This is a genomic window from Butyricimonas faecihominis (assembly GCF_033096445.1).
GTDB classification, from domain to species: domain Bacteria; phylum Bacteroidota; class Bacteroidia; order Bacteroidales; family Marinifilaceae; genus Butyricimonas; species Butyricimonas faecihominis.
In genome coordinates this window covers 1,409,567-1,426,150 of the sequence record NZ_AP028155.1, presented here as the reverse complement: position 1 = coordinate 1,426,150, position 16,584 = coordinate 1,409,567, and the positions used below count along the sequence as shown (strand labels likewise).

The 16,584-nt window shown below is 43.8% G+C and carries 16 protein-coding genes; 2 read left to right on the top strand and 14 right to left on the bottom strand.

Features of this window, described 5'->3' with window-relative positions; all coding sequences use genetic code 11:
- Positions 1-20 precede the first annotated feature (20 nt).
- The 3 genes from R8806_RS06065 to R8806_RS06055 all read right to left on the bottom strand — a co-directional run bounded on the left by R8806_RS06065 (position 21) and on the right by R8806_RS06055 (position 4,059).
- Positions 21-2,957, bottom strand: coding sequence for a calcium-translocating P-type ATPase, PMCA-type (locus R8806_RS06065; RefSeq protein ID WP_124316971.1), 2,937 nt, complete (start codon positions 2,955-2,957; stop codon positions 21-23).
- A gap of 1 nt (position 2,958) precedes the next feature.
- Positions 2,959-3,594, bottom strand: coding sequence for a DedA family protein (locus tag R8806_RS06060; protein ID WP_151411779.1), 636 nt, complete (start codon positions 3,592-3,594; stop codon positions 2,959-2,961).
- Positions 3,595-3,663: 69 nt separating this feature from the next.
- The gene (locus R8806_RS06055) at positions 3,664-4,059 is read right to left on the bottom strand and encodes a hypothetical protein (protein ID WP_124316922.1); all 396 of its coding nucleotides are present in this window, start codon (positions 4,057-4,059) and stop codon (positions 3,664-3,666) included.
- 128 nt (positions 4,060-4,187) lie between these two features.
- Here R8806_RS06055 and R8806_RS06050 point away from each other — a divergent pair, with 128 nt between their 5' ends.
- On the top strand, positions 4,188-4,796 hold the full coding sequence (locus R8806_RS06050) for a MarC family protein (RefSeq protein WP_124316921.1): 609 nt from the start codon (positions 4,188-4,190) through the stop codon (positions 4,794-4,796).
- Here the strand turns inward: R8806_RS06050 and R8806_RS06045 are convergent.
- Complete coding sequence (locus tag R8806_RS06045) at positions 4,774-5,370, bottom strand: GrpB family protein (protein ID WP_124316920.1); 597 nt, start codon at positions 5,368-5,370, stop codon at positions 4,774-4,776. The genes R8806_RS06050 and R8806_RS06045 overlap by 23 nt on opposite strands.
- Positions 5,371-5,374: 4 nt before the next feature.
- On the bottom strand, positions 5,375-5,962 hold the full coding sequence (locus tag R8806_RS06040; RefSeq protein WP_124316919.1) for a phosphoglycerate mutase family protein: 588 nt from the start codon (positions 5,960-5,962) through the stop codon (positions 5,375-5,377).
- A 343-nt stretch (positions 5,963-6,305) separates the two neighbouring features.
- Here R8806_RS06040 and R8806_RS06035 point away from each other — a divergent pair, with 343 nt between their 5' ends.
- The gene (locus R8806_RS06035) at positions 6,306-6,926 is read left to right on the top strand and encodes a DUF1062 domain-containing protein (protein WP_124316918.1); all 621 of its coding nucleotides are present in this window, start codon (positions 6,306-6,308) and stop codon (positions 6,924-6,926) included.
- A gap of 196 nt (positions 6,927-7,122) precedes the next feature.
- Here the strand turns inward: R8806_RS06035 and R8806_RS06030 are convergent, their stop codons facing one another.
- From R8806_RS06030 to R8806_RS05990, 9 genes are all read right to left on the bottom strand, one after another.
- Positions 7,123-7,899: a class I SAM-dependent methyltransferase gene (locus tag R8806_RS06030; protein WP_124316917.1), complete on the bottom strand. Its 777-nt coding sequence runs from the start codon at positions 7,897-7,899 to the stop codon at positions 7,123-7,125.
- A gap of 266 nt (positions 7,900-8,165) precedes the next feature.
- Positions 8,166-8,996 (bottom strand): NAD(+) diphosphatase, encoded by an 831-nt coding sequence (gene nudC / locus R8806_RS06025; RefSeq protein ID WP_124316916.1) that lies wholly within the window; start codon positions 8,994-8,996, stop codon positions 8,166-8,168.
- A gap of 229 nt (positions 8,997-9,225) precedes the next feature.
- On the bottom strand, positions 9,226-9,771 hold the full coding sequence (locus tag R8806_RS06020) for a hypothetical protein (protein ID WP_124316915.1): 546 nt from the start codon (positions 9,769-9,771) through the stop codon (positions 9,226-9,228).
- Between the two features lie 16 nt (positions 9,772-9,787).
- Positions 9,788-10,990, bottom strand: coding sequence for a DUF4857 domain-containing protein (locus R8806_RS06015; RefSeq protein WP_124316914.1), 1,203 nt, complete (start codon positions 10,988-10,990; stop codon positions 9,788-9,790).
- A 20-nt stretch (positions 10,991-11,010) separates the two neighbouring features.
- Positions 11,011-11,679 carry a hypothetical protein gene (locus R8806_RS06010; RefSeq protein WP_124316913.1) on the bottom strand — a complete coding sequence of 223 codons (669 nt, stop codon included), beginning with the start codon at positions 11,677-11,679 and terminating at the stop codon, positions 11,011-11,013.
- A 20-nt stretch (positions 11,680-11,699) separates the two neighbouring features.
- Positions 11,700-12,584, bottom strand: a complete 885-nt coding sequence (locus R8806_RS06005; protein ID WP_124316912.1) for an ABC transporter ATP-binding protein — start codon at positions 12,582-12,584, stop codon at positions 11,700-11,702.
- A gap of 19 nt (positions 12,585-12,603) precedes the next feature.
- Positions 12,604-14,124 (bottom strand): DUF6850 family outer membrane beta-barrel protein, encoded by a 1,521-nt coding sequence (locus R8806_RS06000; RefSeq protein WP_124316911.1) that lies wholly within the window; start codon positions 14,122-14,124, stop codon positions 12,604-12,606.
- A gap of 19 nt (positions 14,125-14,143) precedes the next feature.
- Positions 14,144-15,352: a DUF4876 domain-containing protein gene (locus R8806_RS05995; protein ID WP_151411776.1), complete on the bottom strand. Its 1,209-nt coding sequence runs from the start codon at positions 15,350-15,352 to the stop codon at positions 14,144-14,146.
- A 24-nt stretch (positions 15,353-15,376) separates the two neighbouring features.
- The gene (locus R8806_RS05990; RefSeq protein WP_151411775.1) at positions 15,377-16,576 is read right to left on the bottom strand and encodes a DUF4876 domain-containing protein; all 1,200 of its coding nucleotides are present in this window, start codon (positions 16,574-16,576) and stop codon (positions 15,377-15,379) included.
- Between the last annotated feature and the right edge of the window lie 8 nt (positions 16,577-16,584).

Here is a 16,584-nt window from a genome sequence, read left to right as displayed (position 1 = left end):
GATCCCCAATGATTTTTACACTACTTCCTGTTTTTCATTCGTTTGAATGCTCTGAAGATTTCTCCCACCCAAAGTACAAGAGACGTGGCAAGCGTGATCCAGATCCATTCGGTCCACGTCAACGGGATGGTTCTGAAAACGGAACCACCGAAGTTGACCACGAGTACCTGTCCCACGATAATGGCCATTCCCACGGTAAGGAAACCTTCGCTTTTGAATATATCTTTAAAGGCGGAATCATTTGTTCCGAAAGTCTTCGCGTTGAACATGTTCCAAAACTGTAACATCACGAATACCGTGAAGAAGATCGTCAGGTTCCGAAGTCCTTCCGGTGTTCCGGCCTCAATACCTCCGGCATAGTTGGAGAGTACATATAACAAGCCGAGTAGGATGACCACGAACGTGATTCCGGTGGCTAGTATCAGTCTCTGCATTTGCGGGACGATGATGAAGGCATTCGAGTTTCTCGGCTTCCGTTTCATCACTTCCGGGCTAGGTGGGAGTGAGGCTAAAGCCCCGGCAGCAAACGTGTCCATGATGAGGTTTACCCACAACATCTGTGTTACCGTGATGGGAAGTTCCGAACCGAACAAAGACCCCAGTAGCACAATAATCAAGGCTGCCACGTTAATGGTAAGCTGGAACAGGATAAACCGTTGAATGTTCTGGTACACCGAACGTCCCCACATCACGGCAGAGGTGATGCTGCAGAACGAGTCGTCCAGCAAGGTGATGTCACTGGCCTCTTTCGCCACGGAGGTTCCGCTACCCATAGATAATCCCACATGTGCATGATTCAAGGCGGGAGCGTCGTTCGTCCCGTCTCCGGTAACGGCCACGATGGCTTGTTTCTGTTGTAGCAATTGAACGAGGCGTTGTTTGTCCATCGGGCGGGCACGGGACATGATTTTTAAATCCAGTACTCGATCCAAGGCCTCTTTATCAGTTAGTTTCGCGAATTCAACTCCCGTGATCACATTTCGATCGGTATCTTTTTCCGTCCACAGGCCGATTTGTCTTCCGATCTCTTTTGCCGTACCCGGTGTATCCCCGGTCACCATTTTCACTTGTATTCCGGCATCAAAACAGCGTTTCACGGCATCCGGTACATCCAAACGGATCGGGTCTGAAATTGCCACGATACCAAGGAAGGTTAATTCGGTGTTGTATAAACGTCCGTCTTTAAAATGCGGTTCATTATCCTCGATGATTTGGTAAGCAAAACCCAGCGTCCGCATGGCTTGATTTTGGTATTCTAGCAATTGGTTCTCCACGGTCGTTTTGTAATTGGCAATCGGTTGCAGTTCCTCGTCGATCAACGCGTTCTTACATTGAGCGAAGATAATTTCGGGAGCCCCTTTCACGTATAGAATCTTTTTTCCCATGACGGGAGAGTCAACCAATGTGGCCATGTATTTCCGTTCCGTGGAAAAGGTTAATTGGTCGATCACCGTGGCATTTTCCCGGAGTTCTTGGTAATTAGCCTGTTGTCCGTTTAACCAGAGTAACAAGGCAGCCTCGGTCGGGTTACCTAGAGTTTTCACTTTGCCCGGATCGGAAAAGTCAAGGAACGCGGTTGTATTTACGGCAATACCCTCTTTTATCAGTCGGGAGTTTTCATTATCCGTGAGTTGTTGATCTTTCAGACCGTAGAAGTTTGTTTTGTACACGGTCATCTGGTTTTGGGTCAGGGTTCCCGTTTTATCCGTACAAATAACGGTTGTGGCACCCATCGTTTCGCAAGCGTGCATTTTGCGAACGAGGTTGTTGGATTTTAGCATTTTACGCATACTGAGAGCCAAGCTCAAGGTAACACTCATTGGAAGACCTTCCGGAACAGTTACCACGATCAGGGTAACGGAAGCCATGAATGCCGACAGGATTTTCTTTCCCAGACTTAGCGAGATCCACGCTTGCGGATCCCAAGGTTTAACCCCGAAAGCCAAACCAATGGCGAGCATGATAACCAATGCTCCTAATCCGTACAGAATCCAACGTCCCCAACCTCCTTGCTTTATACTCTTGGGGAGTTCTTTTTCTTTTCCCCGTAGGGCATGAACATCGTATATAACAGGTACCCATACTTTGGCAAGCATGATGACTGCCGCGATTATCAATGCCCCGATCAGTCCGAGTTGTCCTAATTCCGGGGTAGGGGATGCGGGATTAAAGAAGATGGCTTTAATGAATAGGATGGTGAACGTGACCGCGGCACCGCAGAATCCTACTATTCCAATGAATTTTGCCAGCGAATCCAGCTGTTTGTCGAGCGGGGTTGGTTCTTCGCTTTTTTCTGAAGATTTTTCTGCCACTTTTCCAAATTCCGTGGCATCTCCCACGGCGAGTACCTGCATGATCCCGTGACCGTCGGATACGGTTGTGCCTCTCATCACGTGATTGGAAGGATAGGTGGCTTCGAGGTTAAATTCGGACTCGATCACGGTTTTATTGGCGATCGGTTCTCCGGTTAAACTGGACTCGTTCACCTGTAACGAGATTGCCTCCAGAAGCACCCCGTCGGCGGGGATCTCTTCTCCTTGCTCCAATAGCACGATGTCGTCCACGACAATGTCTTTTTTAGGGACTTCATGTACATTACCGTTGCGGATAACTTTAACCAACGTGTCGTCATTCACTTGATTCAGCACGTCGAACTTTTTGTTTGCATCCCACACGAACCAAGTGGCTACCCCTGTCGCGAGTAAAATGGCCACGGCGATACCGATGGTTTCCGCGATCTCGATGATTCCTTCCGAGAAATACATGGAGATGGCGATACCTCCCGAAAGAAATACCGCGACCATTAATATGCGAATGACGGGATCTTCAAAGTTCCCGATAAAAATCTGCCATAAAGAATCCCTTTTAGGGGGAGTTAACACGTTAGCCCCGTGTTTCTCGCGACTTTCCAGCACTTGTTTATCCGTGAGGCCCGTGTAGTGTTTACGTGATTCCATGTTATAATTTAAGATTTAATTGTTTTTTTTTACGTGTTGACCGAATAATAAGATACGTGAAAAAGCCAATGCCGACGATTAGCATGACGATGGAAATCTCGGTGAAATACTTTTCCAGTAACTCTTTTCGAGAATATAAAAAATAGCCGGCCGTAGCCAGTATCAGGTTCCAGATACCGCTTCCGGCAGCCGTGTAAAATATAAAGCTGTTTAAAGGCATTTTGACCAATCCAGCCGGAAGGGAAATAAAACTTCTTACCCCCGGGGTAAGTCTTCCGATCAGCGTGGAACTTTTGCCGTATTTCAAAAAATATTGTTCGGATTTTTCTACTTTTTCTTTTGACATCCGCAAAATCTTTCCCCAGCGTGATTCCGCGAAAGAATAAATGAATTTACGCCCTAACGTGTATGCTAACACGTAGTTGAAGAGGGCGCCTAGAACCGATCCGATTGTGCTGAAAATAACTACCAGTAGGAAATTGAGATCCCCGTTTGCAGCTTTCCAAGCTGCAGGAGGCACGATCAATTCCGCCGGAAAGGGAATGATGGAACTCTCAATGGTCATACACACGAGAACGCTCCAGTAGTTCACGTTATGCATATACCAATCGAGAATAGATTGAAGCCAATCGATCATATGTTGTTTCTAAATTTTTTTTTATGTTTTTATTTGCTCTCACTTGTTATAATTATCGTTATGGTTTTGTCATAACAGCAATACTTTCAGCGAGTAGATATAAAAACCTTGACTATGTCGGGCGGTCAGGTATTGGATAAAGTGCCGTTCTTTTTTAGCGAAAGACAATTTTATCGGAATATTCTTCCCACTCTGCATATTGTGATGCGAATACACGTTTGTTTTAGGAGTTTTATCGAGTCCGAAACGTCGTCCGTGAGAGCTTGCAATTCCTTCATCGGAGCCTAAACGAAGACCTCGTAAGAGAGTGTCATAATGATGGGCCATCTCGTCCGGTTCGGATAGTTGTTCTGTTTGTGTAGGCAATGTTATCTCTTCCTCGTTTTCCTCAGCCTGTAGTCCATTGACTATGAGTAGTAAAGAAAAAATGAAGATAGATATATATACAAAAAACAGCCTTTTCATTATAAAATTATTTACAGGCTCAAAAGTAATATATTTTTTGGATATATATCCAGTCTCGTTTACGCTTTTTCTTATCAATAAATCCGTTTTATTACGTACCTTTGCGGGGAATCAGAAATATTCGGATCATGACGGTAAAAATGATATTAGCTTGTATCGTGGCTCTCTTGGCGTTAGTAAACCCGGTACAGAAAGTTTTAATTGTTACTTCATTGCAGGAGAGGTTCAGTCCTAAAGAATTGCGGTATATATCCATTAAATCATCTATTACAGCCGCGTTGATTCTAGTCTTTTTTCTTTTCTTGGGAGAGGTTACTTTCAGTTACGTGTTCCATGTCGAATTGTATTCTTTTCAAATCACTTGTGGGGCGGTGTTGATGTATAACGGTCTATCCGGTTTGTTGAAAGGTTTTTTCTTGAAAGTGGACGAGCATATCAAATTAGCCGATCTGACCACGGTGCCTATTGCCATCCCGATGATCGCGGGCCCGGCAACCATCACGGCAGCCGTTACGTTTCCCGTTCAATACGGGCGTGAGATCACGATTATAGCCATTTTGATCGCTTTGGTGGTAAATCTGTTTTGTATGTTACAAGCCCGGCGAATCGGGAATTTCTTGATTAAATACAATTTCATGAACCCGTTGATCCGGATTATTGGGTTGATTGTTGCCACGATCGGGTTACAGATGATATTTGACGGAATCACGTTGTTTATAAAGTCGTTGACGGTGTAGTGTATTTGTTTCCCATTTCCTTTCTGGCCAGACGAGTGGCCTCTTGGATAAAGTCGGTTTTGGCCTCGGTGTAGGCATCCCGATCATGTTCATAGCGGAGTTGAAGGTTTTGTTTCAGTTTGCCGTATGATTTTGCCGTTTCCGGGTGGGAACGCAGGTAATCCCGGAAATAGAGTTCGTTCCAATCCCCCGGGAATCTCACGTGAAGATGAACGGCTTGGCCTCGGAAACCTTGAGGGGTATATCCTTTCATGAACATCAGGTGAGGGGCCGGGTTATTAGGCTGCGTGTTGCAAATATATCCTGCGGAGATCAGGGCTGCGGTGAGCGACGGGATGTCCGCGTCAGTGGGGATTTCCAATAGAATGTCTATGGTTGGTTTGGCTATTAGACCGGGGACGGATGTACTGCCGATATGATTGATTCTGTACATGTTGTTTGTCCCGAGAGCTGAAATGATGGTGTCTTTTTCTTGTTCATAAAACTTTGCCCATTCTGCACGATGTTTGCTTAGGATGATCGGAAATAGAACCCAAAGCTCTTCGTTTGTCATTTCTTGTAAAGGGTTGTTCATTGTTTTAAGGTTTCCAGTCTATAATTCCGTTTGCAGGATGTGTTTTCCGCCAGTTTTGGAAAGCGGTATAATCGTGAATCCCGTCTTGGATGACGGCTTGATAGTACTCGATTCCCATGATTTCTTCGCCGTCGGGAGTCTCGTACTTTAGTTTCAATATGGTTTCCCGGATTTCCGGTGTCAATACCGCTAAGATTCGTTCGGCCACTTGCTCGAAATAGCCGTCATAGTAGGAACCTTTCAGGATGTGAATCATGTCGATTTGCCACAATTCATGATCGGAATCCTCGTACCACGTGTGCCATTCTATGCAGTGTTCGTCCGTGTCGATCAGGTTTTTGTATTCGATTCGTTTGATCGCCGGGTTTGCGGCTAGTCGTGTGATTGCTTGGAAACTGATGGCCGGGGTTAATCGCGGGGTATAGACGTGGAAATCTATATCCCGGTGTTTCATCATCAATCCCATTTTTAATGACCCGACGAGATTGATTTCCGCCCCGATGGATTTCCAAATATTGATAATGTCAGTTGCTTGGACTATCTGTTTGGCTCGTTCTGTATTGCGAGCTGCAAGTTGTAACATCGTTTCCATAAATCCGTGTTTGAATATGCAAAAATATAAAAACAATCTGCGTTTCTGCCAAAAATCTACTATCTTCACGCCGAAATTGTAAATATTCACATTTTGGGAACAATTCTTAAATTTATACTGGCTTAGTATTAGTCTTAGAAACCACAGGCTAATAATTCTTTCGTTTGGGTAATTCTGCCCAAGCCGGTTTATTGTTTTTATTTCTTTTCATTCACGGCATTGCTCTTTTTAAGGGGATAAGTCTCTATTGTTGTAGTTTATGGTCACTTCTACGTGTGCCGTAAGTTGTAATGCTGTGAATGATCATAAAATCTTTCAAAGAATATTAGGCACAGTATAGATTATGAGAACAGAGTATATATGGGAGATAAAGGTTAAAAACACACCTACCTTAAAAAGAAAATGTAATCATTGTAATAGTAATAGATTTTATTGTAGTAACAAGTTCAGGATGAATGCCCAAAAAAGAAATATTGATGTATGGTTAATTTATAGATGTGTTGAATGTGATAGTACCTATAACCTGACTATCTTGTCACGCACAAAACCAGAATTGATAAAAAAAGATTTATTCTCCAAGTTTTCAGAAAATGATGAAAAACTTTCTTGGGAGTACGCTTTTTCTTCTGAAATAGGACGTAAAAATGGTGTCGAACTTGATTATAGTAGTGTCGAATACGAGATATTGCATGATGATATTTTGATAAATGAGATCTTGGATGCCGAGGGGGAGGTCGTGGCGTTTAAAATTAGAACCCATTTTGAATTTGGGTTGAAGTTATCTTCTGTTATTCGCTTTTGTTTAGGGGTATCTTCCAATTTGTTAAACCAAATGATAGAAGCTGAAGCTATTTTTGTTTCTGAAGGCTGTTTGCTAAAGAAACGTAAAGTTAAAGATGGAGATATTGTATTTGTGAATAAAGAGAAGTTACGAAATATGTATATATTTCGGGGGATGTTATAAATCTATGGACTAGGGGCTGTTCCAGAAGTCATTTAATTTCCAAAAACTCCTCCGTCACTTCGTGCCACCTCCTCTATAAACAGAGGAGGTGCTGGTGACTCTTTCCGAAGACGGGTAGTATTTCAACTCTCCCTCTGTTTATAGAGGGAGTACCCCGAAGGGGGGAGGGAGTTTGAAAGATGACTTTTGGAACACGTTATTCATTTTTCATCCCGATATAAAAGACGTAGCCGTAGTAACTTTTGTATTTCCGGTAATAGTCGATTTCATCTAATTCCCGTTGTACTAATTGCTGGGCGGGTTTACTGTTTTTATATTTTTCCAAGAAGAGAGGAATGTTTTCTTGCATGGGTTTGTAAAAACAATCCAACCAACAATATTCAGGTAAAATGAAATGGGCTACCGGGGTGTATCCGGCTTCTTCCATTTTCTTGATTTTATTGGAAATGGTGTCAATTTCGGCATAATTGAAATTCCAGAATTGTTCAATCTCATCCGGTCGGGTATTCGTGAGCCAAGAAACTTCCGAAACGGCGATCATTCCTCCCGGTTTCAGGAATTGTTTCCACTCCCTTAGACCTCTTTCGAATCCGATGTTATAGATGGAGCCTTCCGCCCAGATTAAATCCAGTTCTCCGGGTTCAAAAGGTAGGTTCTCCATGGAAACTGCAATGCCGGAAATCCGGTCGCTGAGTCCATGATGAATGGCCCGTTCCTTTAAAAGTGTGATCATCTTCGGGAATAAATCGATCGCCGTGATCTGTCCTTTCGTGTTCTCGGCAAGCGTGATGGTTTGTCCACCGCTGCCGCAACCAATATCGGCAATTTTGGCGTTATCCGATAACTCCCCGATAAAGCTCAAGGCTTGTCGGGTGACTTGTTGACTTCCGGGGCCTTGACGGTTTAGGCGTGAAAAAAAGTCCACGATCATGTCAAAGTCGAAGTCTGCTACTAATTGTAATTCTTGTTCCATAATTGTGATAAATATATGTGATTATATAGTGAATCCCATGCTTTAGACATAAAGATTCGGATAAAAATTTTCGTCGTGGCAGTAGGCACTTGAAAATCAAAAAATAAAATCAATAGAAATAATTTCCGGGTAGGAAACCCGGATAGGGAAATCCAGCCTGAAAGAATTCGGGCTGTTAATTACGCATTTATCTTCTTAGAATTTGTTGTTTTCAAAAAGCGATATTTTGTTTGTTGAGGCGAAGGTATATTATTTTCATTTAAAATCTATTTTCCGGCTCTAAAAAACTCGATCATTTCGCTGGTAAGACTAATGTCAGATTCAGAAGCCGGAATGTTTTCCCGCTCAAACCATTCGGCCAAGGCCAGTTCCTCCCGGTCGAGCGTGATGCTGTCGTCTCCTTCCACTTCGGCAAAAAAGCCCATTAAAAGCGTGTCGGAGAATGACCACGGTTGACTTTTGTAGTATCTGAGGTTTTTAACGTGTAATCCGACTTCCTCCATGACTTCCCGTTTCACGGTTTCTTCGACGCTTTCCCCGATCTCGGTAAATCCGGCGAGTAAGGCGTAGCGGGTATATTCCCGGTTGGCATACTTGGATAACAGGATTTTATTCCCGTTCGTGACGGCGATGATCACGGCTGGCATGATTTTCGGGTATTCCGTATTATTACAAGTCAGGCAATGTAACATCCGTTCCTTTTCATGGGGAACGAGTTTTGTCCCACAATGGCTACAGAACTGGTGGTTGTCGTACCATTTGTAGAGGCTGTACGCCGTGATACCTGCAAATGCTAGGTGTCTCGGCTCGCTTGTCCGGAAAAGCCCGATGTCTTTTAGCTCGAATTCCGGTTGTCCTTCCGGGACTTGATGTACCAGATAAAAACAGTCGTTGTCAATGGCAAATAAATAAATGGCTTTCTCGTAAATACTTTCTTCGATTCCGTTTAATTCTGCAAAACGGGGAAAACGTAGGGTTGCTGAAGCTTTACTTGCCAGAACCATATGCCCGTCGAAATAAAGTGCGTAGCTTGTTGCCTCCGGACGTTTGGGGGCGTAAGCATTTGAAAATATATGGGGCGCGATATCTTGTATCATACCTTATTTATTTTGCCTGTGAATTCGGGCGTCAAAGGTATTAAATTGTTGGATATGACGCTAGTTTTTAAAATGAAAAGTGGCTATCCCAAAAGTCAATTTTAAACAACTACCCCCACTAACTCCCCCTTACACAGGGGGAGTTGGAGGGGGTAGTTAGCAAATACAGGCAGGACTTTTGGACAGCCACTTTAAGAATAAAAACTTTGTAATTAAGGGTAATTGGCTCCTATTTTACCATCTCGTAATCGATACCGTTTACATAGTAGATAGAATAGAAGTTTTTATTATGGTTTTTCATCCACTCCCGCATTTGTTGAATGCTGTTCTTTTCAGAGTCGCAGTGGTCGGAATCTTTGTCTCCTTTAGCCTCTTCTTCCGCGACTTCTTTTTCCCAGTTGTCGATGTATTCCTGTGACAGGCGTTGTTCCTGTAATACCCCGGTCACGACGATTTCGGAATTAACCAGCTCTTTGTTGAAAGATTGTATGTTACCACCAGCTTCAACACGGATTGTAAGTTTACCCGTGGAGTCCGCGATAAAACAGCGACGTCCGGAGTGAGAACAAGTGTGTTTCACGACGCCTTTCAGAACGACCGTATCATTCAGTTGTTCTTCGGCCACGTTCAGAAGACCGTTAACGTCCAAGGCCTTGGAGACCAAGGATATTTCAGTGGTATTCTCCTGCTGTGTTTTTTTGTTCGTGTTTTTACATCCCACGATGGAATGTGTCGTGATACAAGCGATAATAAAAATAAATGTACTTCTTTTCATGACGATATATTTAATGTTATTTTCTTATTTTGGCAAAAAGGCACACGGTAATAAATCCGGCAAATCCCGTGAATAACGTGATAATCCCGGCAAGGTATTTCCCGTATGATTTCTCTTTACGATACACGACAAAAGTAACTATTGTCAGTATAATATTCAACAGAAGAGACGGGAAATAATAACCCGAAATCCGGGGGTAGATGTAACTGTTCGTGCTATCTTGAAAGGTCACCGTGAACGGGAATAAATAAGGTAGTGTTTTGTCCCACGTGGATTCCGGTGCCGGGCGGAACAGGCTGTCCACTTGACGCATACTTTTATTCTCCAAGGCGTAGGTATGTTCCCCGTCCGAAGAAATCTTGGCTACCGTCCAGTAGAACATATTGGCCATGATGGAAACCCGGTCTTTATCGGGATTCACGTTTTCCAACACTTTCACGAGGCGGTACCCGTCCGTGGAAAGATAGTAAAGCGTGTGATTCGTGTCGAACAGGAATCCGTACAGGCTCCGGTTGTCAATTTCCATCGGGAACATACAGGAGATGTTACTTGCCTTCGTGTCCTTGACAAAAGGTTTCCCGTTTGTCATTTTTACATGGAAAAGATGTCCCTCGCTATCCAAGGCGAAATACCCTTCATCGTATGATTTCTGGCTCGTGGGAATCCCGGTGACCCACAGCGCGGGGAACGTGAAACCGGCCTTCTCCATTGCTTGCTGGAAACGGGTGGATTTCTGTTCGTCTACCCGGTTGGTGGCCATGTCGATGAATTCGATGTTCTCTTTCAGTCGGAACATATCGCTGGGGTTTTCAAGGTCTACTTTTCCCGAACAGGATTCGAACATGGGGTAGAGTTCTATGACCGGGGTATTTTTATCTTTGGGTTTATACCAGAAGAAAAAGTTATTCCGGGCTATGGTTTGTCGGTCAACCGGAATCCCTTGGATGGAATCCGGGATGGCGTTTTCCATGGCTAACTGACGATAGTAGAACATGGGTAACACCCGGTCGAATTCCGCGTCCGAGTAAACTTTCCCGCTCATGTCTTTTCCTCTCACGTTATCATTGTCCTGATCCAAATAACAGAATTGGTTAATGACAGAACTGTAATAGGTGAACGGGTACCGGGGAGAGGAATCCATGGTTAATTGAACGAGTGACGGGATAATCCATGATAATAGGAAAATGGATAATCCGATATATAGAATCTTTATTTTCATCTGCTTGAAATTTAATGATATTACTGCATTCCTTCTTTAAAGTGACGAATGGAGATTTTGGGGTATAGGGCTAAAAGTACGAGTGTCCCGAACAGGAAGGGGAGCATGTAAATGTAGCTACCCGGTACGCCTTGTACCATGAATAATGATAGGATCAATAACCCGATCACGGCATTATAGATTCGCTGGCTCCACACGGGTTCCAGAATAATCCACGCCGTAAGTAGATAGGATGCGAAACCGCATAATACTTGCGGGAGTATCGTGGCGAACCATGCACCGACCACTTCTCTCGGGAAATCCGCGGATAGTCCCCACAGGAAACCACCATAGCTGACCGTGAAAAGGAGTAACAGGCACGCCATCCCGTAACTTAGCATCAGGAACACGATTCGGTTCTCTCCAAGCGGGAGATGCAGTGTCAGTTTGAAACGTTTCTTCGTCATTTCCGGAATAAACTGGGTGATTCCCATGATGATCCCGGCAAGTAGCGGTAAGACTTTTATCTGGTCCAGCAAAACCACGTTTTTTAGGATAAATACTTCCCACAAGTGTGGCATTCCCACGTTACGGGCGGCACTTGAAATGCGAAGTGCAATGTAGCCCATGGCGAGGATAAATACCACGAACATCAGGAGAAACATCCAACGGGTTTTAATCCATTCTTTGAATAGTAGTGCTTTGTTCATCGTTTTAGTGTTGTTTTTGATTAATATTTTCCGGTTAACCCGATAAAAGCGTCTTCAAGGGATAAAGTTTCCTCCTTTAAATCTGCCACTTGTACACCTTTTGATTCCAATAGTTGCCGGACGGTTTCGAGTGGTTCGAATGAGTAGGTAATCCATTGACCGTTATTTTTTTCGGTGTTCCATAGTTTTTCATGTTCCGTGGGAACTTGACCTTCGTTCAAGGAGAAACGGAAACGGTGGAAGTTTTCCATGATTTCCCGGGTCGGTTTGTGAATCAGCAAGCGTCCGTAATCCAGAATCATACAATCGTCAATCAGCAATTCCATGTCTTGGATGATGTGGGAGGTCAGGAATATCGTTTTATCCCCTCCGGCGGCAAAATCCCGCAAGTATTCCACGAACAGACGGCGATAGCCGGGGTCCAGTCCCATGGAGAAATCGTCGAGGATCAGTAATTCCGGGTCTTGGGCAAATAGTAACCCAAGGGCGACTTGAGAACGCTGACCGCAGGACATATGATTGATTTTCTGATGAGGAACAACTTTTAGTTTTTCCATCAAACCGTAGAACGCGTCTCGTTTCCAGTTCGGGAAAAAGGCCCGGTAATACTTTTCGATTTGCTCGATCGTGAAATAGGTGTGTTGCACGTGACCTTCCAGTAATAAGCCGATCTTGGCTTTCGTGGCGGGAGTGAGGTGATTCATGTTCTCGCCGAGAAGGTAACACTCTCCGGAACAGGGTTTTAAATAACCGTTCAATATGTTAATGATGGTGGTTTTTCCCGTTCCGTTTTTTCCGAGTAACCCGAGTACTTTACCTTTTTCTACTTCGAAGTTCAGGTTCTCGTAAATTAATTTTTCTCCGTAATAGTGCGTTATATTTTTACACTTGATTACTTTTTCCATGTATAAAAGATATTATGGTTTAAAAAACAATGCCGCAATGTGCTTGCAGGGTTTCCCGGTGCAAGTCGTTTTGGCAGGAGTCATGTTGCCAGTTTAATTTGATAAAGATACCCCTGTTTTTAGGCAGGGAATAATTCCAGCGGAGTTCTATATTCGTGGTCCAGTTGTCCGTGGAGAGATTGTCGTAAGCCTTGTAAACTGCGGCTAGGGCGATTTGCTCTTGGTCGATTTCCGTGAGCTGCAAATCGGCGGTTGAATTCTTACGATACACCCCGTCCAGAACGAACTGGAAAGAGTGCTTTTTGTAGCCGGTTGCGGCAAAGAAGTTCATCCCGCCGGATAAATAGTTTACTTTCATGAGGCGGGCAGGGTCAAGATATTCCATCTTGAACGAGTTGAACCCGGCTCTTGGTGACAGGTACCATGTAAAACGGTCTCCCTTGGTTTGCCCGTATACTCCCGAAACGGAAATATCTGCTTTTTTCACGGATAGCTGTTCGGCCTCGCCCGTTTTTTCGTACACGTTGGTTGTGGCACTTCCGATAAGGGATTCAATCCCTTGACGATCTTGGTAGGTTGCCCGTGTCCGGACTCCCCACTGGTGCTTGTTCCGGAAAGAAGTGTAAGCGATTTCGGCTTTCATCTCGTCCTGATTCAACGTGTTCAAGGGCAGGTCGTTCAGGTCTGAAATAATCTTCTCGAAAGAGAATCTTTCATACCCGAAGGAGCCGGAGAAACCTTGTTTGTCGCGGGGGAAAATTTCAATGCTTGCCCCGTAGCGATGACCGTCGTAGAAGAGGGAAGTGGCCCCTCTGCGAAACCGGACGTAGTCCATGCCCAGACCGCTGAGATTATAGGTAATGGCGGAACCCAGTTCGCTATAAAACTTCACGTCATTGGTTTGCTTGTATTTTCCGGCATGGAAGGCGATTCCCATGGAGTATAGCTTGTTCAACTTGGCCGACATACCGATGGAGGCTTTCAGGTCCGAGACGATATTTCTGGGGCGGGGATCGATCTTCCGGTACTCGATAAGGGCCCGGTAATTGGCATATATCCCCCAAGTGAAACGTTTATGTTCCTGCGCGTATCCCCCGGCAAAATAATATTCTTCAAAGTCCATGTCCCCACCGACCGAGTCTGCGACCACGTAAGGATATACCGTCAAATAATCGGACGTTTCGTTCCATTCTACTTTTTCCCTTTTCCCTTTTTTAAAATAGGCGTTTCCCCATGTCTTGCTGTTTTCTCCTAATGGCATATAAGAAAATGCGTGGAAGGAGAAATTACGAACTTCCGAGCCTAATTGGGGCAAAAATGCCTTGTTTGCATTCTGTTGTTCCCAACCGATTTGTAGTTCCGATATGGAGAACGTGTGAGCATAGTAATTTATTGCCGGGTTATCATAGATTTGCGACACGAAACTCTCCGTCGGGGAGAAGTAAATCCGTACGCGGGTGTTTGCCGGAATGCTATCCTGCGCCCATGTCCCGAAGGTCTGGAAAAGAAGACTAAAAATCAGAATGAAACGAAAAGTCATGATTTTGTCGGTTTAATAATTATTGTTTTAAAGACGGAGTGGCCTTGGCCTCAAAGTCTTCCGTGGAATTATTCGTGTCTTTCAGTATCTTGCGTCCGTCAGGAGTGGTGGAAAGTACTTTCCGGCGGACACTTTTGTTGTATCGGTTTTTGTCGAGTGCGACTTCCCCGCAGTAGGTGAATCCCATGTCGAGGGATGCGTCAACTACATTCCAAGCATATTGTGCTTTGTTGCTTATGTTGACCGCGTCGATGATCCATGCGTTGGGGACTTGATAAGCATTCTTGTCTTGGGATTCTCCTATAACGTTAATATATGTAGCCTTGTATGTGTAATCTGTTAAAAAAGTATTTTTATCCACTTGTAACCGGGCAATAGCATAAGCGCAAAGTCCTTGATTGTGCAGACTCCATGTCGTTTTTGTATAGCTATAGATTTTGTCAAGGTTGGTCACTTGTGGATTATCTATATCTGGATTTTTGTCACTGTCATCATACCATTCGAAGTCTGCATTACTTAGGTCGAAAGAATTGCTGTTTGCTTCTCTGTGATCTATTGCTTTATCACAAATCAAAAGAGATTTTCCGGGTTGTACCGGATAGTCTTTTCCGTTTCCGGGAATGGCGTACACGCATTGAACAGCCATTGCTCGTGACATGATGTCCGGTGTGTAGTCGTATTTTTGGGAGGTTTTAAAAGCGGATTCTAGAATAACAAGTCCGTCTGCATATAAAACGGAATCGGAATTGTTGTATATTTTAATATATTGATCTGCAAGATATTGTTTTCCTTCCGGTGTCGTACTTCCGGCGAAATAGACCTCTTCAATAACAAAATCCGCTTTCGAGTTGAAAAGGAATAATTTAATATTATCAGCGCTTGTTGTTCCGACAAGATTCACGGATTCTTTATATCCTTTTACTTGCCCTTCAACGGTTTTCTCGTCAACGATATAATTCATTTTCCCCTCTACGGTGATATTGTAAAGGCCTTCGTTGAGCGTGATTTTCCCTGTGGTTCCGGTCATCGTGTTTGTTGTCTGTTTTCCGGTGTTCACGTTCTTGAACGTGACGTGTAGGTCGGATATGCTTGTTACATTCAAGTCTTCCGGTTCTGTGAGTGTTAAAGTAAACTCTGTGATTTTTACTTTGTCATCATCCGTGCAGGCAATAAATCCTGCACAGATGAATAACATAAATACTAATACGTAAGAAATTTTGTTGATCATGTTGTTTTTGTTTTTATAAAGTGTTTATTTCTTCAAAGATGGTGTAGCTTCCGGGGTAAAATCCTCGGTTGAATTGTTGGTGTCTTGCAGAATTTCCCTTCCGTCTTCCGTGGTCGTGAAAGTTTTCCGGAGAACGCTCTTTCCATATCGGTTTTCATCCCCGTCAATAACCCCGCAGTAGGTCCAGCCCATATCTATCGTGGGCGAGGTTACAATCCATTGGAATTCTGATTTGACACTTAAATTGACAGCGTCTACAATCATTTCGTTCGGTACTTTGTAACAACTTTCCTCGCAGGGAATCTGGTATTCTTCAAAGACAAACATCCACTCGTAATCATAAGTATAGTCTTGTAAAAACTTTTCGATATCTCCCAGTCGAGCTATCGCGTAACTATTGAAACCGCGATTGTGGAATACAAATTTGCCGTACGGGGTCAGTATGTTGGGAACTTCGTGGTTATCAATATCGTCACTATCTTCATAGAAGATTTCGAAATCCGCTTTACTTAAATCGATGGAGTTTGAGTTTTGAGCTTGATGATTTATCCCGTTATCTGCAATGATAATATATTCTCCGGGATTAACCGGGTGTTCGGTTCCATTTCCCGGAATGGTAAGAATAGAGTTTACGGCCATAGCCTCTCTCATGATGTCTGGCGTGTAGTCTTGCTTGTCTGTGGTTAGGAATGCTGATTCTAGAATAGATAATCCGTCGGCATACAGCACCTTATCCGTGTTATTGTAGATTTTAATGTATTTGTCTCCATTGTATTGTTGTCCTTCTTCCGTCACCGTTCCCGTGAAAAATATCTCGGCGATAATGAAGTCGGAAGACGTCTGGCTAATGAATAATTCGGTTGCTAAAGAAGCGGTCGTTCCCGATATGTTGACAGATTCTTCGTATCCCCGGATTAGTCCTTCATGGCTTTCTCCCTCTCGCTTGTATTGAATAAAACCTTCCATGCTGATATGATACATTCCTTCCGGAAGGGTTACGTGGATTTGATTATTCTCGAACGTCGTGTTATTTGTCACTCGTCCGGTATTCACGTTGGTGAACTTTACTACCATATTGGATATACTAGGTTCTTCAAATCCTTCCGGAAGTGTTGTGTTTAATGTAAATTCGGTTGTATTAACCGTTTTGTTATCGTCCGTACAAGACAGCACGCTAAAGATCGTCACGATCAGCGAACAGAAAATGATAAAATTGTTTTTCATATTTATGA